Raw genomic sequence first — 22,643 nt, 5'->3', positions numbered from 1 at the left:
TTCTCCTTGCAGGGTTCAGGCGGCGATGGCGATGTCGGCGCCGGCTATCAGTTCGATGGAGGCGAGGCGGCGGGCAAAGTCGGCGACCGGGTTGTCGATGACGAACTCGCGCACGCCGTAGCGGTGGTGCAGCTCGTCCAGCTGGCGGCGCACGTCTTCGCCGCTGCCGGTGATCACGTGCGGGCGCAGTTCTTCGATGTGGTAGTGGTGCAGGCCGGCCTGGCGCGCGTACTGCTCGGCCGCCGCCAGCGATGGCAGGTTCACCGCCTGGCCGCGTTCGGGGTGCAGCTTGAAGATGCGCAGCTCGCCCACCAGCGCTTCGGCCTCGGTGCGGCTGTTGGCGGCAAAGGCGTACAGCGCCAGCGCCGGCTGCTTGCCGCTGGCCTGGCGGTAGGTGGTCAGCGTGGCCTGCAGGTTGGCCGCATCGCCGTTGAAGTGGCCGGCAAAGGTGAAATCCCAGCCATGGCGGGCAGCCAGTGCCGCGCTTTCCGGGCTGCCGCCCAGCAGGATGCGTTGCGGTGCCTGCTCCAGCACCGGGGTGGCCACGGTGCCGGCCAGTGGGTGCTCCGCCGGCAGCGGGCCTTGCAGAAAGCCGTCCAGCTCAGCCAGCAGCTGTTCGAAATCGGCCGGGCCGGCATGACGTTGCTGTAGCGCGCGGGTACTCAGCGGCAGCCCGCCCGGCGCCTTGCCCACGCCGGCATCCACCCGGCCAGGCGCCAGTGCGGCCAGCTGACGGAATATCTCGGCCACCTTGTACGGGCTGTAGTGCTGCAGCATCACGCCGCCAGTGCCGACGCGGATCAGCGAGGTGCGGGCCAGAATGTGAGCGGCGACGATTTCCGGTGCCACACTGGCCAGCTGGCCATTGCCGTGGTGTTCGGCCAGCCAGAAGCGGTGGTAGCCCAGTTCTTCCGCCCGCTGTGCCAGTTTCACGCTGTGACGCAAGGCATCGGCCGCGGTTTTTCCTTCTGGGATCGGGCTTTTTTCCAGAATCGATATTGAATAAGACATTTGCGCTTCCTGTTGATTTTAAGGTCACGCAAAAAATCTACCGCTGGAAAATGATTAATTCAATGGCATGGCTTGTGATTTGAAATGGCAAGCATATTTTTGAATGGCGAATGCTTTTGCCGGAATAATGCTAAGGAACGTGGCCTGGCTTATATGCAGACTGACAAAGCAAATCAGTATTGCTTGCTTGGCGAGTTTGTTGGTCCGGGTTAATCTGGGTTGGCGATTTATTGCGATTTCTCCATTTGTCCCGTTGCCTGGGCCGGATCATTGATCCGGCCATTTTTTTGTAAACCCAGATACACAGGGCACAGATAAATATATTCCCGGTGATGATTTGCGCCGGGCTTTATCTGGCCCGATGTTTTATTTCAGCAGGAGAGAAACATGTCCGTGATTGCTATTCTGGGTAGCCCCAGCAAAAACTCGCGAACAGCCAGGCTGATCGAGCATGCCGCCGCGCGCCTGTCGCGGGCGGGTATTGCGGTGGAAACCATCAGCATCCATGACTTTGCCGCCCAGGACCTGCTGCACGGCAACTTTGCCGCCCCCGCGGTGCAGCAGCTGCAGCAGCGGGTGCTGGCCGCCAGCGGCATCATTGTTGCCTCGCCGGTCTACAAGGCGGCCTACGCCGGAGCGCTGAAGGTACTGCTGGACCTAGTGCCGGAAGGCGGCTTTGCCGGCAAACCGGTGCTGCCGCTGGCTAGCGGCGGTTCGCCCGGCCACCTGCTGGCGCTGGACTACGCCATCAAGCCGGTGTTGGCGGCGCTGAAGGCCAGCGAGATTCACCAAGGGGTGTTTGCCAGCGAGCAACAGATAGGCCGCGAGCCGGGCGAGGCGCTGGCGGCGGAGCTGGCCGCGCGGCTGGATGCGGCGGTGGACGAGTTTGCCGCGCTGTTGCGTGCCGGTGCCGCCCTGGCGCCGGCAGCGCAGGCGACACGGCTGTCGGAAGACCTGATTTCACGGCTGATCAGCCTGTGATGCCGGCTCGCGCTTTATCACTAAAGCAAATAAAAAATCCGATTTTTATTGTTTTTGGTTTTTAGGCGTGCTGGCTAGACTGCCTGCCATTGTCCTGCCGCCAGGCGGGAGCAGCAGTGAGCCACGAAAGCAGAACATGATCGAAGTAACAAACCTGAGTAAGCACTATCAGCACGGCGGCCGGCAGCTGGCTGCGCTCAGCGCGGTGAGCCTGAGCATCCGCCACGGCGAGGTGTTCGGCATCATCGGCCGCTCCGGCGCCGGCAAGAGCACGCTGATCCGTTGCCTCAACCTGCTGGAGCGCCCGGACAGCGGCAGCGTGCGCCTTGGCGGGGAGGAGCTTACCGCGCTGGACGAGCCGGCGTTGCAGCGGCGCCGGCAGCGCATCGGCATGGTGTTCCAGCATTTCAACCTGCTGCGTTCGCGCACGGTTGCGGCCAACGTGCGCTTTCCGCTGGAGCTGGCTGGCGGCATGAATGCGGCGCAGATGGCGGTGCGCGTGGACGAACTGCTGGCACTGGTGGGGTTGCAGGCGCATGGCGACAAGTATCCGCAGCAGTTATCTGGCGGCCAGAAGCAGCGGGTGGGCATTGCCCGCGCGCTGGCCAACCAACCGGAGGTGCTGCTGTGCGACGAGGCCACCTCGGCGCTGGACCCGGAAACCACCGATGCCATTCTGGCGCTGCTGGCTGACATCAATCGCCAGCTCGGGCTGACTATCGTGATGATCACCCACGATATGCGGGTGATCCGTCAGCTGTGCGACAGCGTGGCGGTGCTGGATCACGGCCGGGTGGTGGAGTCCGGCCAGGTGCTGGAGGTGTTCCTGCATCCGCGCCACGAGGTAACGCGCAGCCTGCTGGCGGAAACCGGGCTGGCCCAGGCCGGCGTGCATGAGGCCTGGCGCGCGCGCATCGGCCTGCCGCTGATCCGCCTGACCTTTGTCGGCCAGCCGGCGCTGCAGCCGGTGCTGGACAAGGTTGGCCGCGAGGCGGGGCTGCGCATCAACCTGCTGTCCGGCACGCTGGCGGAAATCAAGCACACGCCGTTTGGCCAGCTGCTGGCTGGCGTGGTGGCAAGCGATATCGACCTGCTGGCGCTGCCGGCGGTATTTGCCCGCGAGGGCGTGGAATGCGAGGTGCTGTGATGGCGGAATTCGACTGGAACCTGCTGCTGCAAGTCGACTGGGCCGAAATCGGCGCCGCGGCGCTGGATACCCTGACCATGCTGGGGGTGTCGCTGCTGCTTACCGTGCTGCTGGGGCTGCCGCTGGGCGTGCTGCTGTACATCAGCGCCCCCGGCCAGCTGCGCGCCCGGCCACGGCTGTACGCGGTGCTGTCCCTGCTGGTGAACATGCTGCGCTCGCTGCCGTTCGTGATCCTGCTGATCGTGCTGATCCCGCTCACCCTGTTGCTGGTGGGCACTTCCATCGGCGTGGCCGGCGCCATTGTACCGCTGGTGGCTGGGGCGGTGCCGTTCTATGCCCGCCTGGTGGAGAACGTGCTACGCGAGGTGGATCGCGGCGTGATCGAGGCCAGCCAGTCCATGGGCGCGCGGCTGCCGCAGATCATCGCCAAGGTGCTGCTGCCGGAGGCGCTGCCCGGCCTGATCGGCGCCGCCACCGTTACTGCCGTGGCGCTGGTGGGCTACACCGCCATGTCCGGCGTCATCGGCGGTGGCGGGCTGGGCGACCTGGCGGTGCGCTATGGCTATCAGCGCTTCCAGACTGAGGTGATGGTGGTCACTGTGGCCTTGCTGCTGCTGTTGGTGCAGCTGCTGCAATACGCGGGCGACCGCCTGGTGCGCCGCTGTCGTCACCACTGACGCCTTACCGAACCGTTTCTTCTCACCGTGCTGTATACCCCGCCTGCCCTGGCCACGCCGGCCCGGGCAGGGGGAGACTTTCTCTCAAAAAAGGAAAAACCATGACTCGCCTGAACAAATTTGCCCTTGCCTTCGCCCTGGCCGGCCTGAGCTTTGCCGTGAACGCCCAGAGCGTGAAACTGGTGGTGGCTGCCTCGCCGGTGCCGCATGCCGAGCTGCTGGAGGCGCTGAAACCCACCCTGGCCAAGCAGGGCGTGGATCTGGAAGTGAAGGTGTTCAACGACTACGTGCTACCCAATACCCAGGTGCAGGAAAAACAGCTGGATGCCAACTTCTTCCAGCACATTCCCTACCTGGAAAAATTCAACAAGGACCGCGGTACCAACCTGGTGGTCGCCAGCAAGCCGGTGCATATCGAGCCGTTTGCCGCCTACTCGCTGAAGGTGAAGAAAGTGGCCGAGCTGAAGGACGGTGCCACAGTGGCGATTCCGAACGACCCGACCAATGCCGGCCGCGCCCTGCTGCTGCTGGACCAGGGTGGGGTGATCAAGCTGAAGGACCGTCAGAACATCTACCCGACGGTGAAGGACATTGCGGCCAACCCTAAGCACCTGAAGATCAAGGAACTGGAAGCCGCCACCTTGCCGCGCGTGCTGAACCAGGTTGACCTGGCGCTGATCAATGCCAACTACGCGCTGGAAGCCAAGCTGAACCCGAAGAAGGACGGCCTGTTTGCCGAAACCACATCACCGTACGCCAACCTGCTGGTGGCCCGTCCGGACAACAAGGACAGCGCCGCCATCAAGAAACTGGCCGCAGCACTGACCAGCCCGGAAGCCAAAAAATTCATCGAGAGCAAATACCAGGGGGCGGTGGTGCCGGCATTTTGAGCGGGATTAAGCCCGCCAGCAGACCGGCTGGCTTGAGTTGCTAGCCAACAGAGCGTGAACTGCGCTCTGTTGGCCTGGCCGCGACCCGGGAATGTCTTGCGGCCAATGGAAATACAGTCAGAAGAACATCCTTATCTACTCTTCAAATTTCTTTTCCCCATGCCGGCTGTACTTTCTGGATGAGAATTTTCGCCGCCAGCTCTTTAATCAGCTTTGCACCGACCATGGCCGTCTGGCCTTGGAAATCGCGCTGCGGGTTGAACTCGACAACATCGGCACCGACCACGGTGGCATTGATTGCATGCAGGCATCGAATCAATTCCCGCACCGACATTCCACCCGGCTCGTAGTGTGAAACACCCGGAACGAAGGCAGGGTCAAGTACGTCAAGGTCAATCGATATATAAACCGGGCCGTTTATTTCTATTTCAAAAAATCTCTCCAGGTTGGACATGCTTATTATTTCAACACCAAATCTTTTGGCTTGTTCGTATTGGTGGCCAGTGAGCGTACGAATGCCGACCTGAATCAGACGCTTTGCAACGTTATCTTCCATGACCCGGGCAAATGGGCTTGCGTGTGACCAGCGATTGTCGAGCAGTTCGTCGTAAAGATCCGGGTGTGCATCAAAATGAATGACAGTCAAGTTGCTGTGATATTCATTAAAGGCCCGCAATACCGGATATGAGATTGAATGATCGCCACCCAGCGTAATCAACGGACGGCCAGTTGCCAAACAGGATCTGACCATGTTTTCTATAGTCTCTAATGTTTTGGCATGGTCTGCAGTTACGGCAACGTCACCAGCATCGATAAACGTTCCCTCTTGTCCGAGGTAGATGCCTTGTTCAGTCCACCAATTACTCGAATCACATGCCATCGCTTTTCGAAGCAGTTCTGGTGCCTCGGCTGCGCCACGCAGATACGAAGAGTTGAAGTCAACGGGTACGCCCAGTAGCGTCACAGACTGCTCAATGGGTACAGGTGTTGTTTTATGCATGTGTCTTCTCCATTGCGAATCAGATACGAGGTGCCAACTCGCCGGTATCTCGGCTGACAACAGAGTAAAGAGGAGGCCATCCAACTTAAAGACGAAAAATAGACAATTTCGGCGATATTTTTCGTCTAATCGTATCGACTGGACTACACTTTGACTTTCGTGCCCTCGTCGTGACGCATCACCTGCAAAAGAAACTGAAAGCACCTGGACAGAGGGCTCTGGCGTGTGTGAGCGGAGTCCACCGTATGAAGCAACCCAGGCTGGATCAACTTGATGACATCGACCGCAAGTTGATCTTGTTACTGCAGGAGAATGGCCGGGAGTCTGTGGCCGTGCTGGCTCGCAAGCTGAACGTCGCGCGAACCACGGTGGTTGCACGCATCGCAAGGCTTGAGGCGAACAAAGTTATCGTCGGGTATGGAGTACGACTTGGTCAGGATGTACTGGATGGCAGTATTCAGGCATACGTTGGCATGATCATCACGCCCAAACGGATACGCGAAGTCGAGAAAAAACTCGCTCAAATGCCTGAGGTGAAGACACTCTGCGCTGTCAGTGGTGAGTTTGATAATGTCTTATGGCTGAAGGCGGAATCCCCTGAGCGGCTAAACAATCTGCTCGAAGAAATCGGGATGCTTGAAGGGGTTGAACGGACAACAACTTCGATCATCCTGGCGCGCAAGATTGAGAGGGGGTTTTGACAGGGGCCCGCGGAGCGTTCATCACCACATATCGGCTGTGCGGTGCTAGTGGGTGATCTCCAGCTCATCGAAGCGCTTGAGCCGGTAGATCAGAACCGATGCAACCCAGCTCGCGGCGAAGATGCCGATGATGAAATAGCCCATGGTGCCGAAGTTATCGTTCAGCACGCCGATGGCATCCCACAATCCCCCCTGCAGTTGCAGCTTGTCGCCGATCAGGCCGAGTGCCTCGATGGTGCCGATAACGACGGCAACGATGATCGAGACCAGGGTGATGGTCATGTTGTAATAGATCTTGCGGATAGGCTTCATATAGGCCCAGCCATAGGCCCCAAGCATCAGGTGACCATCCAGGGTGTCAATTAAGGACATGCCGGCACTGAACAGCGCCGGAAACACCATGATCGACCAGGGCGACAGGCCGTGTGCCGCCTGGGTGGCAGAAATACCCAGCAAGCCGATTTCGGTTGCGGTGTCGAAACCCAGGCCAAACAGGAAGCCGAGCGGGTACATATGCCAGCTGCGGGTGATCATGCGGAACAGCGGTCGGAACAGCCTGGCGATGAAGCCCCGGTTTGCCAGCAGCAGGTCGAAGTCGTCATCGACATAGCTGCCGCCGCTCCTCAGCTTGCGCCAGGCCTGGTAGATCGATTTCAGGATCACCAGGTTCATGCAGGCAATGGCAAACAGGAACAGCGCCGACACCGAGGTGCCGATCACGCTGCCGACGTCTCTGAACGCGTCGAAACGCCCCCGCATGACCGTGGTGGCGATGGCAATGGCGACCGAGGCGAGCACCACCACGCTGGAATGTCCCAAAGAAAAGAAGAAACCAACCGTGACCGGGCGTTTGTTCTCCTGCATTAGTTTGCGGGTGACATTGTCGATGGCCGCGATGTGATCCGCATCGACTGCGTGGCGCAAGCCGAAGCCATAGGCGAGCAGGGCCGTGCCAAGCAATGCCGGGTGGTCGCGAAACGCAAGCAGCGCCCATAACCAGGCGAAGACATTGCTGGCAATCAACACACCATACATGCCGAACAATCTGCCTCGAACCTTGCTGTTCGAGTCACTGAAAATCTGTACGAATTGGTAAAGCATTGAGTAACACCTTGGGGTGACGCGCCCCGGTTGAGTTGGGAGTTGCCGCCAAGCGAGGTCTGGCTCTCAGCCAAAGGTGCCAACGGCACTCAGGCTGATTACAGTGGCGCGACCGCACCGGATTTGCACCGGCTGCCCGCTTGGCCTTTTGTGAAACGGTTCTGCTGCTGCGCGTGCACGCCATTGGCGTGCTTTGCTTGCGCTATCTGGCTGCGTAGAGGCGGCAGCAACGAAAGCCGAGGCGAATTTACCGCAATGGCGCAGCAAAGTCCGCACTTCTTGTTGCTCTACACCCAGGCCGACTGGGAGCGCCGGACAGCCCTCCGGATACCCCACTGTGGAGCGGCGCACTGCTGATCATGCTGGCGCTGGGCGCGGCCTTCCCGCTGGTGGGAGCCAGCTTTCTGGCCATCCTGCTGCTGGATTGGGCACTGCTACGCCGCCTGCACGCACTGGCATTCTTGCGCTGATTACCCTGTTCCAGCCACGCTGCCCCGGAAGATAGGGCGGCCTTTTGCAGGAGAACAGTCATTTTTTTCTGGCGGCACAAACTGACGGCTTGGGCCGGCAAGCTGCTAAGAATCACCTCGGGGCAGCATCAGTCCCGATGCCTTTGTACGGGCTTCGGCGTGAGGCGGGAATTTGCCTACTGCCCCCGGGGCAGTCCAGTGGTCTCGTATCAATCACCGTGGGAGTCGCCGTGGGATCGGCCGCTGCTGTCCGAGCCGCCCCGATCCCCCGAGTTCTCCAATGTTGCGCCGTGTGGTCGGGCGCCAGTCTCCCCATTGTCAGAATGCTCATTGTCATTCTCGGTTTTCACCTTGTGCGCCGGCTGGCCGGCGCCGTGGTAGGGGAGCCGCACCTGTACCCGTTCGGCCACCAGGCGGCCGTCCGTTAACACCTTGACGCTCACTTGTACTAGCTGTTCCTTGCCGAACGACTGGGCGCCGCCTCCTGCGAAGCCGGTGGTGGCGTCCACCCCGACCAAGTGCCCGGCAATTTGCAGGTTCCCGTTGTGCGCGATCGCGAAGCCCTCCAGTTCGAGCCTGGAGAGGCCATGCGCGTGCCACAGCTGTGCGGTCGCTGCGGGCCGGGTGGTACTGACCTGTAGTGCCTGCCCATTCCACATCCCTTCAGCAACGATCTCGTCGTTGCCTGCATCGACCACCTTGCCTTCCAGTTTCAGTCCTGCGACCTCCTGGCGACCCGCACCGAGCGTGAGGCGCCCGGTAATGCTGCTCAGTCCCGACGGCGCCTCGGCCAGCGACGTGGCGTGCAGCACGCCGTCGCCGGAGCGCAGGCCGCTCAATCGCACGAACTGGCCGGTGGCGAGCCGAGCCGCCTGCCGCACGGGCAAGCCGGCGATGGAAACCGGCCGACCCATCACGTACATCATCCGGTGGGGTAGGTCGACCCGGGTGACGACGCCGACCAGTGGATAGGACACCGAGATACGCTGCGCCACGAGCTGCTGGCCGCTGCCTGCAGCTTCGACCACCACCACTTGCCCGATACCAAGGTTGGCCGCTGGCATGGCTTGACCGTTGCTGTCGACCGGCGTGGTGGGCTGGAACTGCACTTCGAGGCCGTTCACCCGGATGCTGCCAAAGCCGGTAATGGTGCCGACGATGCCGGTGCCGCCGAAACCTTCTGGTTCCGCAAGGTGTACCCCGGTACCGCCGATGCCGTCGCCATCAGGTGGCGTGGAGGGTGGCACCCCGTCGGCCAGACAGAGCGTTGTGGATAGCAGCACGACTGCCGGCAGCAGCAGCTTGCGCGACCAGCGCCGGTAGTGTGCTAGAACGTGAGCCAGATCAGACAGCCCACCCGTGCGATCCCCTCTATTCATCATGCGTCGCATCCTTTGGGGGTGTGCTGTCCTGGTAAAAATACAGGCCGAAATTGATGCGCAGCGGCGTGCCCTGTTGCGTCTGGTCCTGCTGCTGCAGCGCGAGTGCCCGCCGGTTCACGGCTTGCAGCGCCTGCATGCCCTTGCTCTGGGCCAACCGGGCCAGTTCCTTGACCGACGCTTCGCTCAAGCCGGAATAGATGACGCAGCGCTCCAGCATGGGCTGGCCCTCGCCAGTCAGGTTGTGTGCTAGCGTCGCCAGGTGGTCGTGGACGTTTTGCTGCAGGTAGTAGGCCTTTTCATCCAGGCTAGTACTGGCCAGCAGAGCGTCGATGTTGAGGTGAACCAGGTCGGCGCTGTCCACCAGGACGGCACCGCGGCGCATCCATTCGTCGAGCAGTGTACGCGCGCGTACGTCTTTGTTGACCTGCCGCACCAAGCCCTCGAACGACAATTCGCCCCCTTGGCGGATAAGGCGTGGCAGCGGACGAGGCTGTCCGGCTGCGTTGGTGAATTCCGGCAAGCCTGCCCACAGTCCCATCACCTTCGCCGAAAGCGATACCTCCTGCGATGCTGCAAGCGGCAGAGAGAGCGGCTCCGAACCGGAAGGGCCAGCCGGGGAGGCCGCCAACTCCTGGCGCAGGCGCTTGACGTCCCGGCGGTAGATACCGGTCAGAACGCTGATACGACTGTCGGTGTCGCGCTTGCTGGGCAAGGAAAATTCCTCCTCAGCCACCTGCACGAACACGGCGCGCATCTGGTCGGCGAACTGGGGGTAACCAATCCCGCGATGCAATAGCAGTTTCACCAGGGGGCGGAGTGCCCACGCGATGGCCCTCAGCAATGCAGGGGGGGCGGTGGAAACGGGCTGGGTGGAGTCTGGGATATTCACACGGCAATTATAATCAAGCCATTGATTTGTGTGGAATTTTTTCCCACAAAAATGGATTGCCATAGCGGTGTGCACTATATTTACGTGGTAAAAAATACCACGTGCGGCACCTGGGAGACGACCGCCGTATCTGGCCTGTGCATTGATGGCAACGCACAGGCACTAAGGAGGTTCCAGTGAAAACAATATCACTACTAGTTGCAGGGCTGTTACTTACCGCCGGATGGTCGGTACGCGCTGCCGAGATGGTTGAGTCTTCAACCGACGATACCTCACCTGCTATGGAGGTGAATGAGGATGCCAGCCATCTCGATGATGGCGGCGCCAGCAACCACGACCGCGACGATGGACAAGCCATCGACTCTAAGGATGGACAGACCAAAGATCACGACAGCGGACAAATGGGTGACCACGATGATGGAATGGCCAACGGCCAACACGGTCACGATGATGGACACGAAGGTGGCGGACACAGCGGTGGACACGGTAGCGGTGGACACGCTGGCGGCGGTCACGACGATTAACGCTTACGCAGGGGGGGGCGCCACTTGCAGCACTTAAGACTCTCGCCCCTGCCAACCATACAGCCGGTCACCAAGCAATCTGAGAGCCTGCGCACACTAGCGTCAGCGCCCGTTCAGGTTTGACCTCAGAAGACCCGCCTTAACATTCCAACTCTCTTTTGCCGAGGCCCGCTACGGGCCTCTTGGCTATTGAGCGCTTCTTGGTGGCTTTATACCTGCCATTGGTCACTGGATCATCGCCAAACTGGAGGGCATCAAGGCTGCCCAAGACGCGTTGCACCACGTGGCTCCCGTAGGGGAGCAGAAAGAATGCCCGGCACGGTGTTGCATGGGGGCTGGGTAATCGGTTGGTAGGGGCGGAGCCTCCCGGAAGCTATACTTAATTGTTTCGGTAATTGGCAGTGATCACTATCAGATGTGGCTATCCCATGTGGCGAAGCGGGGATATGTAATTCAGACACTCTGTTAAGTGAAATGGCGGGAACGGTAGAATGGATGTCATCAGCAGCTGGCAAGCGCTATGTTGGCCACTTGGCATATTGCTGGCTTGGTTCACGGGTGAGTACTTCGTGCGCAGGGTTTCTCTGTCACGTATCAGTGTGTATGCAATATTGGGGTTTGTGCTGGCGCCCAGTCAATTGGGATGGTTTCAGGTCAAAGAATTTGATTCGATACTGCTACTCGCCAATATGGCTTTCGGTCTGATTCTTTTTGAATGTGGCCACCGGATAAATCTTCGCTGGCTACTCATCAATCGATGGCTGGCTGTGAGTAGCTTGATCGAATCACTGCTGACCTTTTTGGCGGTATGGCAGTTCGGTTTGTGGCTAAACATGCCCCAGACGCCCTCGCTGTTGTTGGCCGCATTATCCATAGCCACGTCGCCAGCAACCCTTCTGAGCATTATCAATGCAGGCCGCTGCTCCGGGCAGGTAAGTGAGCGGGCCATGCATCTTTCTGCGTTGAACAGCGTGCTGGCCGTGTTTGCCTTCAAAATCATATTGGGGCTGCTGGTATTTCGCACCTTTGGCAGTGTATGGCAGGCCGCGTACAACAGTTTTCTGGTACTGGCGATCTCTGCAGCTATCGGCGTAATGTTTGGCATGTTGCTGCCAGCCTTACTGCGCGTATGCGTGCGGGCGCAACAAGACAGCACCATGCCGTTTGCACTTGCTGTTATCTGTGTCGTTGCACTGACGAATAGCCTGCAACTTTCTCCCATTCTGTCCACGCTGGTATTCGGGCTGGTAACCCGCCATTATCGCCTGGTGCTTAGCCCATCTGAGCGCGGCTTCGGCATACTGGGGAAATTTTTGTCGGTGCTACTGTTTGTATTCATTGCCAGTACGCTGGAGTGGTCCCTGATTAAGACCAGTTTACTGACGGGTGGGCTATTGGTGCTGGTGCGCGGGGCAGCCAAGGTGTCGGGGGTTGCACTGTTTTCTCGTATCAGTGGCACGAATTGGCGTAAGGGGGTATTGGTTGGCCTGGCAATGATGCCCAATTCAGCCTTCGTTATTTTGCTGTTACAGCAGGATCGCCATATTGGTTTGCAATTAGTGGAGCAACTCGCCCCATTAGCTGCGGCTGCTTTGCTGCTGGAAATAGTTAGTCCCTTATTGGTAGAACTTGCGCTGCATCTGGCCAGAGAGCTGCCAATGGGCAGGAGGGCATGATATGCCACTGGCCTCCTTCTCGAATTCAGACACCCTGAGCCTTGGCGTAGAGCTCGAAATGCAGCTGGTGAGCCTGAGCGACTTTGATCTGACTGCTGCCAGCCCAGACATGCTGGAGCTGATGGGGCGCCATCACTTTCCCGGTAATGTCACCCCTGAGATTACCGAAAGCATGATCGAGATATCCACCTCGATACACGCTGGCCATGACACCCTGCTGGCACAGCTGTGTGAAATTCGCGATACGTTGGTGAATGCTGCGGACCAGCTGAATGTGGGTATCTGCGGTGGTGGCACCCACCCGTTTCAGCAATGGAGTGAACAGCGTATTTACCCCAAGCAGCGTTTTTACCACGTCAGTGCCCTGTACGGTTATTTGGCCAAACAATTCACGGTATTTGGGCAACATGTTCATGTTGGCTGCCGCAGTGGCGACGAGGCCTTGTTCCTGCTGCATGCCCTGAACCGCTATGTGCCGCACTTTATTGCGCTGTCCGGTTCCTCGCCTTTTTTCCAGTCACATGACACCCGTTTCGATTCGGCGCGCCTCAATTCAGTGTTTGCTTTTCCGCTCAGTGGGAGAGCGCCATTCCTGCTGCATTGGGAAGACTTTGATCAGCAGTTTTTTGCCCATATGGAGCTCACCGGGGTGGTCAATAGCATGAAGGATTTTTATTGGGACATCCGCCCCAAACCGGAATATGGCACGATCGAACTGCGCGTTTGCGACACACCCTTGACGGTGGAACGCGCGGCAGCCATTGCCTGCTATCTGCAGGCGCTCTGCCGCATGCTGCTTGAAGGAAGAGAGCCGGATCCGGTGGAAGACGACTACCTGGTTTACAACTACAACCGCTTCCAGGCGTGCCGTTTTGGTCTGGATGGCAGCATTATCCATCCCAAGAGTTATGAGCAGATTCTGCTGCGCGAAGATATTCTGACCACCGTTCGAAAGCTGCGGCCTCATGCGCGCGCGCTGGATAGCCTGGACGCGCTGGAAAAAATTGAAGCCATTGTTTTGCATGGCAACGATGCCAGTTGGTTGCGTGATGTCTACTTGTCACGCGGCAGTGTGCAAAGCATGGTGGATGCCGCTTTGCAGCGCTTCCGTATTCCTGAGCAAACGCAAAACCCATGAAGCCGGGTGATTCACTGCTTCAAGTTTTTTGTCATTAATTTCTTGTATGTCCGGGCTAAGCTTGCTGTGTGGCGCAAGGATTACAAGGAGGCAAGGTCACACAGCTCGCCGGACTATCAAACCCCTGCGGTATTTTTCGGCGGGCTTTCGCATGGGGAAACAAACGGAGCAGGAGCAAAAGCAGGCCTTTTTAACCGACTTTACTAACTAGGTCTTGGCCCTAACCCTGGGAGGCAGGTCAAACAGTCCGATTCTGTAGCCAGGTTTGAAGTGCCGACCGTTACGTGCGTTATGCACAGAGCGGCAATCCTGCCGCGCAGGGTGCGGGTGGGCGCAAAGTTTCGTGTATCGGGGGATGCTGTGAGCCAAAGGTGTGGTGCGTTAATCATCCACTGGTTAACCAATCAATATTCCACTTAGGAGGAATACATCATGACCGTCATTTCCGTCATCATCGGCAGCGTTCGTCAGGGGCGCCTCGCCGAAAAACCCGCGCGCTGGATATTCGACCACCTGAAGCAGCGCGAAGGCGTCGACGCGCGCCTGCTCGACTTGAAGGACTACCCGATGCCCTTCTTCGATGCGCCGCTCCCGCCTGCGATGCCGGGCCGGCCGGCCTACGAGCACGAGGTCGTGCAGCGCTGGACCCAGGCAATCGCGGCGTCCGACGGCTTCATCATCGTGACGCCCGAGTACAACCACGGAACGTCGGCGGTGCTGAAGAACGCAATCGACTGGGTCTATCCGGAGTGGAACCGCAAAGCGGTCACCTTCGTCGGCTATGGCAGCGTTGGCGGCGCACGTGCCGTCGAGCAGTTGCGCGAGATCGCTGTCGAGATGCAGATGGCCCCGATCCGGTCGGCGGTTCACCTCCCGGCGGCAGCGCTGTATGCGCACTTCAAAGGCGAGGACCTCGCGCCGCACCTGGCCGAACTGGATGCCGTCGCTGGCCAGATGATCGACGACCTGCTGTGGTGGACCCAGGCGCTGAAAACCGCACGGGGCGGCTGACCGTGCTTGATACGCCGATACCCAACAGGAGCACCCCCATGACGCATGGCATCGACGAACGCAAGCGCTGGCTGGCCCTCATGGTGCTCTGCCTGGGCGTGCTGATGATCGTGCTGGACACCACCATTGTGAATGTTGCGCTGCCGTCCATCCGGGCGGACCTGGGCTTTACCGAAACCGCGCTCGTGTGGGTGGTCAACGCCTACATGCTGACCTTCGGCGGTTTCCTGCTGCTGGGTGGGCGTTTGGGTGACCTGTTCGGGCATCGCAAGCTGTTTTTGCTGGGCATCACGCTGTTCACCCTGGCCTCGGCCGCCTGCGGGCTGGCCAACGCACAGGGCTTGCTGGTCGCGGCGCGGGCGGTGCAGGGGCTGGGCGGCGCAGTGGTGTCGGCCGTGTCGCTGTCGCTCATCATGAACCTGTTCACCTCGCCGGCAGACCGCGCCAAGGCCATGGGTATCTACGGCTTCGTGTGCGCGGGTGGCGGCAGCATCGGTGTGCTGCTGGGCGGCTTGCTCACGAGTGCCTTGAGCTGGCACTGGGTGTTCCTAGTCAACCTGCCGATCGGTATGGCCGTGTATGTCGCATGCGTGGCGCTGCTGCCGGCGGGCATGCCCCTGGCCGATCGCACCCAACTGGATGTGACGGGGGCCGTCACGGTCACCGCTTCGCTGATGCTGGCGGTGTACGCCATCGTCAATGGCAATGAAGCCGGCTGGACGTCCGCGCAAACGCTCGTCCAACTGGGCATTGCCGCCACACTGATGGCGGCCTTCCTCGTCACCGAGTCACGCGTGCCGCATCCGCTGATGCCGCTGCATCTGTTCGCGCGGCGCAACGTGGCGACCTCCAACGTGGTCGGCGTGCTGTGGGCCGCGGCGATGTTCGCGTGGTTCTTCATCTCGGCCCTGTACCTGCAGCGTGTGCTCCATTACAGCGCGATGCAGGTGGGCCTCGCATTCCTGCCGGCCAACATCATCATGGCGCTGTTCTCGCTGGGCTGGTCGGCCAAGCTGGTGATGCGCTTCGGGATTCGCGCACCGCTGTCGCTGGGCCTGCTGATGGCGGCGCTCGGGCTGGTGCTGTTCACGTATGCGCCGGTTGGCGGCAGCTTTGCGCTCGACGTGCTGCCAGGCATGCTGTTGCTGGGTTTGGGTGCGGGCGTGGCTTTCAACCCGATGCTGCTGGCGGCGATGAGCGACGTGGCGCCGGATGAATCGGGCCTGGCGTCGGGCGTGGTCAACACCGCGTTCATGATGGGCGGCGCGCTGGGCCTGGCCATATTGGCCAGCTTGGCGGCCGCGCGCACCCAAGGCTTGGCTGCGGCGGGCGTGGATGGGGCTGCGGCGCTCAATAGCGGCTACCACCTCGCGTTCCTGCTGGGGGCTATCTCGGCAGTACTCGCCTCGCTGCTGGCCGGTGTTTTCGTGCGTACACGTACAAGTGGCCAGGCACAAGACAAAATCTCGTCCGCAGCATCCCTCTAAAACTTGGCCTGGAGGGAGGCGCTTGCGCATGAATTCAACATTTTCAAATATGTTATGAATGAATCCGCTCTGATATTTGCCAACCAGGCAGATTGGGAAAGATGGCTGGAGCAATATGGCAGCACTGCGTCAGGTGTATGGCTGCGCCTGGCGAAAAAAGGTGCCGAACACTTAACCGTCACTTATGAGCAGGCGTTGGAAAGCGCACTCTGCTATGGCTGGATCGATGGCCAGAAGAGGGCTGACAGCGCGCAATACTGGCTGCAACGCTTCACCCCACGCTCGACAAAAAGCATCTGGTCGTAACTCAACAAAGAGCGGGCTGAAGTTCTGATGGCTGAAAACAGAATGCGTGCTGCCGGTATGAGCGAGATTATGCGCGCCAAGCAAGACGGGCGCTGGGATGCCGCTTATGCATCTGCCAGCAATGCGGTAGTGCCGGACGATTTGCAGGCAGCACTGGATGCCAATCCGGAAGCCAAAAAAAATTTTGCGACGCTAAACAGCCGTAATCGCTATGCCATTCTGTTTCGGGTGCAGAATGCTAAAAAACCGGAGACACGGATGCGTAAAATCAGGGATTTCGTTGACATGCTGAACCGAGGCGAAACTTTCTACCCCTGAATTCCGTGAAGGCCTGCGGTTCCTGGCATCGGGGGACGTCCGCTTTGGCCGAACTGTTGCCGGATAGTATTGGTGATGAGTAGCGCTAGCGACTCACAAGTTTGCTCTCTTCTTCGTTGTCGGCAAAACGCTCTGCGATTTGGTGGAATGAGGTATGAATTGCCAGAAAGGCATCTACCATATCGGGGTCGAAGTGTTTGCCGCTGCCTTGCCGGATTATGTCCACGGCCTCGTCGTGGGGGTATGCCGGCTTATATACCCGCCGCGAAATCAGTGCATCGTATACATCGGCTAGCGCCATGAGGCGTGCCGAAACCGGAATATCCTCTCCGGCAAGGCCCTCCGGGTAACCGGAACCATCCCACTTCTCCTGGTGGTAGTGCGCGATTTCTCGGGCAAAGCGCAGAAATGTACTGGGTGCGGCCATTTGCTGCTCTGCCTTGGCGATGGCATCCCTGCCCAGGGTGGTATGGGTTTTCATGATCTCGAACTCTTCGGGTGTAAGTTTGCCCGGTTTGAGTAGGATAGCGTCCGGAATGCCTATTTTGCCGATGTCATGTAGTGGGGCGGATTCGAATAGCAGGTCTATGGTTTCTGTGGTGAGGAAATTTGCGAACCTGGGGTGATCATGCAGTTTCTCCGCCAGTAATTTGACGTAGTGTTGCGTGCGGTGAATATGATTGCCGGTTTCGTTGTCGCGAGCCTCCGCCAGGGAAGCCATGGCGGTAATGGTGACTTTCTTGATCATTTGCACTTCACTCGTGCGCTTGGCAACCTCGGCCTCAAGATAGGCATTCTGGTCTTTCAGAAAATCAGTCGCCGCCTTGAGGGATAGATGATTTTTTACCCTGGCCAGTACGATGGGGGGAGAAACCGGCTTGGAGATGTAATCGACCGCGCCGCAGTTGAATCCTTTCTGCTCGTCTTCGGTAGCTGTCTTGGCGGTAAGGAAGATGACCGGGATGTTTTTGAGCAGCGGGTTGGCTTTCAGTCGCAGGCATACTTCGTAGCCATCCATGCCTGGCATCATGATGTCGAGCAGGATCAGGTCGGGCAGGGGGCTCATGGCCGCTGCTTGTAATGCGCGCTCGCCGCTGGTGGCAATGCGCGTGCGATAGTGATCCTTCAGCAGGCCGCTCATCAGCGTGATGTTTTGCGGCGTGTCGTCGACGATCAGTACCGTTGGCACGGGACGAACATCGCGGGTTCCATTCATGATGCCTGCTCCTGAAGCGTGATGCCTCGTTCTTGTGCTACCCGGTGAAGTCGGTCAAGCGCGCCATCAAAATCGTAATTGGTGACTTCCATTTCCAAAGAGGCAAAATCTTTGTTCGCCAGCAATGCCTTGAGCGCAGCGGTTTGTTCGAAGAAATAGTCGACTGCTTCGCCATCGGCGCGTGCCAGCAAGGTAACAAGATGGTTGGCCGCAGCGATGGTTTCGCCGATAGGCGGCTGACTGCCCCCTGTCACGGAAGGTGCAAAATTGCGTAGTTTCTGGACTGCAGCATCAAGGTCTGCCTGGAAATTCGAGAGGGCAGATTCCGGGGGGCGGTTTCCCCGGATCTCCGATTCGAGCGCTTCGGCACTTGCTTGCAGTTGATGGAGGCCGAGATTGCATGCTACGGCTTTGACGGTATGGGCTTCCCGTTCGGCGCCTGCCAAGTCGCCCGCTTGCAGTAGCTGCAGGATATGCTCGCCTGCACCAGCCTGGTTTTCGACAAACTGCTGCAAGAGCTTGTGGTATGGGTCCTGGTTTCCTGCGGCACGTTTCAGCCCGACTGAGGGGGCGGGTAGCCGCGTACCCGGCGTCACTTGGGCTGAGGGCATTTTTTCGGCCTGGGTGGCGACTGCAGGCGCACGCCTGATCCACCTGGCGACTGTCTGCAGCATTCCCAGCGGTTCCAGCGGTTTGGCGATGTGGTCCACCATGCCGGCTTCGATGCAGCGTTGATACTCTTCAGCCTGCGCATGCGCCGTTATCGCGATGATGGGTAGATCGGCAAGCTGCGCACTGGCCCTGATGTGTTGCATTGCTTCGATGCCTCCCATTTCCGGCATTTGCAGGTCCATCAGCACTATGTCGTAGTAGGCTTGGCCCGCGGCGGCAAGCATCTCTATCGCTTCACGGCCGTTGTTGGCAATGGCAACGCTCGCTCCGGCGCTTTCCAGTAGTTCGCGAGCGATTTGCTGATTGATGTCGTTGTCCTCTGCAAGCAGTACCCGGGCGTTCTGCAGTGGTTTGTATTCCTGGTGTATCGATACAGCAGGAGCCCGTTGTGCCTGATCAGGCGCAAACATCATGATTAGCGTATCGACCAGTGAAGACTGGCTCACCGGTTTGGTGAGGAAGATGCCGGTGCCCTCTGCTTCGGCCTGTTCGCGCACGTCCTCATGCCCGAAGGTTGTCACCACCACAATGGGGAGAGAAGGGGCGATCCGATGCAGGCGCGAGGCTGTTTCGACGCTGTCCATCTGCGGCATTTCCCAATCCAGGAAGACCACGCTGAATGGATGACTGGACATTGCCGCGGACGTGGCCGCCAGCGCTTCTTGCCCAGACGCCGCCATGTGAGGTACCAGGCCGATACTGCGCAGCATCTCGGACAAGATTTCCCTGGCGGTCGCATTGTCATCGACAACCAGGGCATGCATGCCGCAAAGGGATGCCGGTACGATCTTGCGCGGTAGTGCCGATTGGTCGCCAAGACTGAGCCAGACCGTAAAGCTGAACGTACTGCCTTGGCCCAGGGCCGAGTCGATCTGCAGCGCTCCCCCCATCAAATCCACAATACGCTTGCAAATGGCGAGGCCCAGCCCGGTGCCGCCGTACTTGCGTGTAGTTGAGCCGTCTGCTTGGCTGAAGGCCTGGAACAGCTTGGCCGCCTGTTCACGAGTCATGCCGATGCCGGTGTCGCTAACTTCAATCTTCAAGTGCACCTTATCGCCGATATGATCGAGACGTTGTACTGCAATGGCAATTTGTCCCTGCTCGGTGAACTTGACCGCGTTGCTGACCAGGTTGGTGAACACCTGTCCAAGCCGCAAGGGGTCTCCCTGCAGGGCCAGCGGTACGTCGGGGGCGATATCGAATAGCAGTTCCAGGCCTTTGTCGTATGCCTGTTGTGCCACCAGAGAGGTCACGTTTTCGAGCACTTCGTCCAGGCGGAACGGTATTTGTTCCAGATCGAGCTTGCCAGCCTCCACCTTCGAGAAGTCGAGAATATCGTTAATGATGCCAAGCAGGGCGGTGCCGGCATTGTGAATCTTGGCGACATAGTCGCGTTGTTTCGGTGTCAGATCCGTTTTAAGCGCCAAGTGCGACATGCCGATGATGGCATTCATCGGTGTGCGGATCTCATGGCTCATGTTCGCCAAGAACATGGACTTGGCCTGGGTTGCCTCTTCAGCCACCTGTTTGGCGATGCGTAATTCGGCGTTACCGTCGGCAAGTGCCCTTTGCACTTCCTTCATGGGCTCGATGTCGACAATGACCCCGACCATTCCGCCGGGCGAGCCATCCTCTTTGTAAAACCCGCTGATAGAGTAAAGCGTGTGGTGCTGGTAATTATCCGCAAAGGGAAGCACCAGTTCCCGACTGGCAACGGCGCCCTCGGCGATTATGCGTTCGCTCTCTGTCTGCAAGGCCAGGCGATTGGCAGCAGCCAGGAAATCGAGTTCGTACAGCGAGTGACCCACGATATGGTTGCGTAACACCCCGAACGCCTGTTCGAAGGCCTGATTGCAACCGAGCAGGTGGGCATTCTCGTCCGTGTAGAAGACCGGATTGGGAATCCGGTCGATCATGGTTTGCAGGAATACTGAAAATTCCTTGATGCGGCGTTCGGCGTTGCGACGCTCGGTAATGTCTTCCACCATCCAGATGATGGCGGAATGGTATTCCGTTGAAGGAATCTCGCGTGCAATGGCGTGGGCAAGAAAAGTCGAGCCGTCCTGACGTGCTCCCTCCCATTCGATGTCCAGGGCAGCGTCTTGCACCAGCGCCGGCATTGCGGCCTGCTTGAATCGCCGAGCGTCTGCAACCGTAGGAAACAAGCGCAGGGCAGACTTGCCAAGCAGGGCGTCCGGGTGGGCATAGCCAAGAATTTCTGCAAACTTGGGATTCGCCTGCAGAATCTGGCCATCCCCGGTGTACAGCACGCCGATCTGGATATTCGAGAGCAGCAACTCCTGTTCACTGGCCAGCTTCTTCAGGTCCTGGGTGCGTTCAGTTACTTTGGCTTCGAGCCCGCGCGTGGCGCCCAGCAGCATCACCCGCATGTGCTCCTGGGCCTGGACCAGCTTGTCGATTTCGCGGGTATGGGCGGGGAGGCTCACGGGCTGGTCAAGCTGCAAGTTGCCGATGCGTTCGCTTTCCACTACCAGGAGATCCACCGCCTTGGCAAAGCGTTGGGAGAAGCGGCGGGCAACCATGAGTACCAAGATGAGAACTGCAGCGATCATGAATCCCATTGCAGTGGTGTGCCAGCTGGATGTCAGGGTGAAATCGCTTCTGGGCCCCAGCGTGGCAACATAGAGCTTCAGGTCACTGAATTGAAGTTGCCTGAACCGCCCGATCCAGGGTTCATCGTTGACGTCGAAAAAGCCCGCATGGCTGGTTGGGGCTCCAGCGGCATGCCACCAGTCGAGCGCAGCTGCAAGCGGGATCGAGCCGGCCTCCTGCGGTGTTTTGAACAGGTGGCCCATGAGGTTGCCGTCAGGCTGCTTATGGGCAGCTCTGGGGGCGGCAAGCAGCTTCCCATTCGCGGTCAGCAGGGCGGCACTGCCGTTGCTGCCGACTTGTAGCTGCGAGGTGAAACGGGTCAGGTCGAGTAGCAGTACATCAAAGGCAACCACGTGAGTTTCGCCGGTCTTGCTGTCCGCCCACCGTGTCGCGGCGGTAATTCCCACGTCTTTACGGGCGAAAAACGGGTAGGGGTCTGTCCAGTGGATCTGGCCAGGTGGCGTTGCCTGCGCTTCCTTGTACCACGGGCGTGTTCTCGCATCGTAAAGGCGATCAAGCCACTCGTCGCGCACGAAATTGCCGGTATTGTCGTAGTGGATCCAGTGCTGTTTGGCGCCGTGCCCGGGAATGTCGGCAACACGCACTATCCAGCCGCTGCTCTGGTCGGGGTCGGGATTGATCTCCATATAGCGCCCTTGGCCATCGGCATAAATTGCTGCCGAAATTTGCCGGTGGGCTTTCAGGATCGGGATGAACAGGTCCGCGAAATGTTGAGGCGCATTAATCTGCAACATGCCGCTACGGCCCCAGTCCCGCATGGAGATCAATTGCTGCTCTGCATGCCCGAACAGGCGGCGGACATCGTTTTCGACCAGTTCCGAGGCGCGGGCCATCGCGGTACGAGCTAGTTCATTTTGTGCCGGGCGGATGACGACAAAGTAGGTGGCACCTGCGAAGATGACGAACGCCAGTATTACGATGCTCAAAATTCTTTTGAGCAAGTAGTCTTGAATCGTAGGGCGTGTATCCGGCTTGGAGGGCACTGGTAACCTCTCGGTGGGGCATTGGGAGGGCTGTGCCCGGGGTGGCAGGCAAAACTGGCTTAAAGAGGTGCACTTGCTCAGCTTGCTATCTGCCAAGGTAGTCCATCATCCAAGTTTCAATGTACCGGAAGCTCGTTTACTAAGCCAGTATTCATTTTGGAAGGTGTAAGTTCAGTGCCTGCGGGATGCCGGGTCTTCGCGGCTGCCCTGGATTTTAAGCTAGGCACATTCAACAGGCAGGGCGTTACTCATGATGTTAAGACGCCCTTGCAAAATATGATAAATATTGCAGGATCGCTTTGGGGCGAGAATTAAAGATTTCGAATCAGGTCTGAGAAGGTGATATGCCTGTAGCGCGCTGCTTATCTGGTTGAGGGGCGAGTAGTGGACTGCGGCTTCGGCTTGGTCTCGTGCACAAGCTGTTTTTGG

At 59.1% G+C, this 22,643-nt stretch carries 19 protein-coding genes and 1 riboswitch; of the genes, 11 read left to right on the top strand and 8 right to left on the bottom strand.

The genetic code is table 11. The features are described 5' to 3' along the window. Positions 1-15: 15 nt before the first annotated feature. Complete coding sequence (locus tag PSELUDRAFT_RS15855; RefSeq protein WP_088967754.1) at positions 16-1,011, bottom strand: LLM class flavin-dependent oxidoreductase; 996 nt, start codon at positions 1,009-1,011, stop codon at positions 16-18. A gap of 387 nt (positions 1,012-1,398) precedes the next feature. Here PSELUDRAFT_RS15855 and ssuE point away from each other — a divergent pair, with 387 nt between their 5' ends. The 4 genes from ssuE (at position 1,399) to PSELUDRAFT_RS15835 (ending at position 4,706) form a co-directional block, all read left to right on the top strand. Beyond that, entirely contained in the window at positions 1,399-1,992 is a 594-nt protein-coding gene (ssuE, locus tag PSELUDRAFT_RS15850; protein ID WP_088967753.1) for an NADPH-dependent FMN reductase, read from the top strand. A 136-nt stretch (positions 1,993-2,128) separates the two neighbouring features. Further along, positions 2,129-3,139: a methionine ABC transporter ATP-binding protein gene (locus PSELUDRAFT_RS15845; protein WP_088967752.1), complete on the top strand. Its 1,011-nt coding sequence runs from the start codon at positions 2,129-2,131 to the stop codon at positions 3,137-3,139. Next, positions 3,139-3,816, top strand: coding sequence for a methionine ABC transporter permease (locus tag PSELUDRAFT_RS15840; protein WP_088967751.1), 678 nt, complete (start codon positions 3,139-3,141; stop codon positions 3,814-3,816). Before PSELUDRAFT_RS15845 ends, PSELUDRAFT_RS15840 begins: the two co-directional genes overlap by 1 nt. Positions 3,817-3,917: 101 nt before the next feature. Continuing rightward, the gene (locus PSELUDRAFT_RS15835) at positions 3,918-4,706 is read left to right on the top strand and encodes a MetQ/NlpA family ABC transporter substrate-binding protein (protein WP_088967750.1); all 789 of its coding nucleotides are present in this window, start codon (positions 3,918-3,920) and stop codon (positions 4,704-4,706) included. 142 nt (positions 4,707-4,848) lie between these two features. Here the strand turns inward: PSELUDRAFT_RS15835 and speB are convergent, their stop codons facing one another. Beyond that, on the bottom strand, positions 4,849-5,706 hold the full coding sequence (gene speB, locus PSELUDRAFT_RS15830) for an agmatinase (protein WP_088967749.1): 858 nt from the start codon (positions 5,704-5,706) through the stop codon (positions 4,849-4,851). Between the two features lie 245 nt (positions 5,707-5,951). On the opposite strand from speB, the gene PSELUDRAFT_RS15825 reads away from it, so the two are divergent. Then, positions 5,952-6,407, top strand: a complete 456-nt coding sequence (locus tag PSELUDRAFT_RS15825) for an Lrp/AsnC family transcriptional regulator (protein ID WP_088967748.1) — start codon at positions 5,952-5,954, stop codon at positions 6,405-6,407. A 45-nt stretch (positions 6,408-6,452) separates the two neighbouring features. Here PSELUDRAFT_RS15825 and PSELUDRAFT_RS15820 read toward each other — a convergent pair whose 3' ends face one another. From PSELUDRAFT_RS15820 to PSELUDRAFT_RS15805, 4 genes are all read right to left on the bottom strand, one after another. After that, positions 6,453-7,508, bottom strand: coding sequence for a HoxN/HupN/NixA family nickel/cobalt transporter (locus tag PSELUDRAFT_RS15820; protein ID WP_088967747.1), 1,056 nt, complete (start codon positions 7,506-7,508; stop codon positions 6,453-6,455). Between the two features lie 34 nt (positions 7,509-7,542). Continuing rightward, a riboswitch (cobalamin riboswitch) is annotated at positions 7,543-7,699 on the bottom strand. 488 nt (positions 7,700-8,187) lie between these two features. Beyond that, complete coding sequence (locus PSELUDRAFT_RS15815) at positions 8,188-9,360, bottom strand: DUF5666 domain-containing protein (protein WP_157725160.1); 1,173 nt, start codon at positions 9,358-9,360, stop codon at positions 8,188-8,190. Beyond that, positions 9,350-10,312 carry a DUF6502 family protein gene (locus tag PSELUDRAFT_RS15810; RefSeq protein WP_157725159.1) on the bottom strand — a complete coding sequence of 321 codons (963 nt, stop codon included), beginning with the start codon at positions 10,310-10,312 and terminating at the stop codon, positions 9,350-9,352. The genes PSELUDRAFT_RS15815 and PSELUDRAFT_RS15810 overlap by 11 nt, the downstream gene beginning before the upstream one ends. A gap of 209 nt (positions 10,313-10,521) precedes the next feature. Next, a complete protein-coding gene (locus PSELUDRAFT_RS15805) occupies positions 10,522-10,764 on the bottom strand; it encodes a hypothetical protein (RefSeq protein WP_088967744.1) in 243 nt (80 codons plus the stop codon). A 500-nt stretch (positions 10,765-11,264) separates the two neighbouring features. On the opposite strand from PSELUDRAFT_RS15805, the gene PSELUDRAFT_RS15800 reads away from it, so the two are divergent. The 6 genes from PSELUDRAFT_RS15800 (at position 11,265) to PSELUDRAFT_RS19680 (ending at position 16,709) form a co-directional block, all read left to right on the top strand. Further along, positions 11,265-12,449, top strand: a complete 1,185-nt coding sequence (locus PSELUDRAFT_RS15800; RefSeq protein WP_088967743.1) for a cation:proton antiporter — start codon at positions 11,265-11,267, stop codon at positions 12,447-12,449. A gap of 1 nt (position 12,450) precedes the next feature. Continuing rightward, positions 12,451-13,587 (top strand): YbdK family carboxylate-amine ligase, encoded by a 1,137-nt coding sequence (locus PSELUDRAFT_RS15795; RefSeq protein WP_088967742.1) that lies wholly within the window; start codon positions 12,451-12,453, stop codon positions 13,585-13,587. Positions 13,588-14,019: 432 nt separating this feature from the next. Then, positions 14,020-14,598, top strand: a complete 579-nt coding sequence (locus PSELUDRAFT_RS15790) for an NADPH-dependent FMN reductase (RefSeq protein WP_088967741.1) — start codon at positions 14,020-14,022, stop codon at positions 14,596-14,598. A gap of 38 nt (positions 14,599-14,636) precedes the next feature. Beyond that, positions 14,637-16,085, top strand: coding sequence for a DHA2 family efflux MFS transporter permease subunit (locus PSELUDRAFT_RS15785; protein WP_088967740.1), 1,449 nt, complete (start codon positions 14,637-14,639; stop codon positions 16,083-16,085). Between the two features lie 54 nt (positions 16,086-16,139). Then, positions 16,140-16,391, top strand: coding sequence for a YdeI family protein (locus tag PSELUDRAFT_RS19685; RefSeq protein ID WP_197693891.1), 252 nt, complete (start codon positions 16,140-16,142; stop codon positions 16,389-16,391). Positions 16,392-16,418: 27 nt separating this feature from the next. Further along, complete coding sequence (locus PSELUDRAFT_RS19680) at positions 16,419-16,709, top strand: YdeI family protein (RefSeq protein ID WP_197693890.1); 291 nt, start codon at positions 16,419-16,421, stop codon at positions 16,707-16,709. A gap of 85 nt (positions 16,710-16,794) precedes the next feature. On the opposite strand, the gene PSELUDRAFT_RS15775 is transcribed toward PSELUDRAFT_RS19680, so the two are convergent. Both PSELUDRAFT_RS15775 and PSELUDRAFT_RS15770 read right to left on the bottom strand, forming a co-directional pair. After that, the gene (locus tag PSELUDRAFT_RS15775) at positions 16,795-17,925 is read right to left on the bottom strand and encodes a two-component system response regulator (RefSeq protein ID WP_088967739.1); all 1,131 of its coding nucleotides are present in this window, start codon (positions 17,923-17,925) and stop codon (positions 16,795-16,797) included. Beyond that, positions 17,922-22,172, bottom strand: coding sequence for a response regulator (locus PSELUDRAFT_RS15770; protein ID WP_088967738.1), 4,251 nt, complete (start codon positions 22,170-22,172; stop codon positions 17,922-17,924). Before PSELUDRAFT_RS15770 ends, PSELUDRAFT_RS15775 begins: the two co-directional genes overlap by 4 nt. Positions 22,173-22,643 lie beyond the last annotated feature (471 nt).

This window comes from Vogesella sp. LIG4 (assembly GCF_900090205.1).
Lineage (GTDB): Bacteria > Pseudomonadota > Gammaproteobacteria > Burkholderiales > Chromobacteriaceae > Vogesella.
This window is presented reverse-complemented; position numbering and strand designations above follow the sequence as displayed.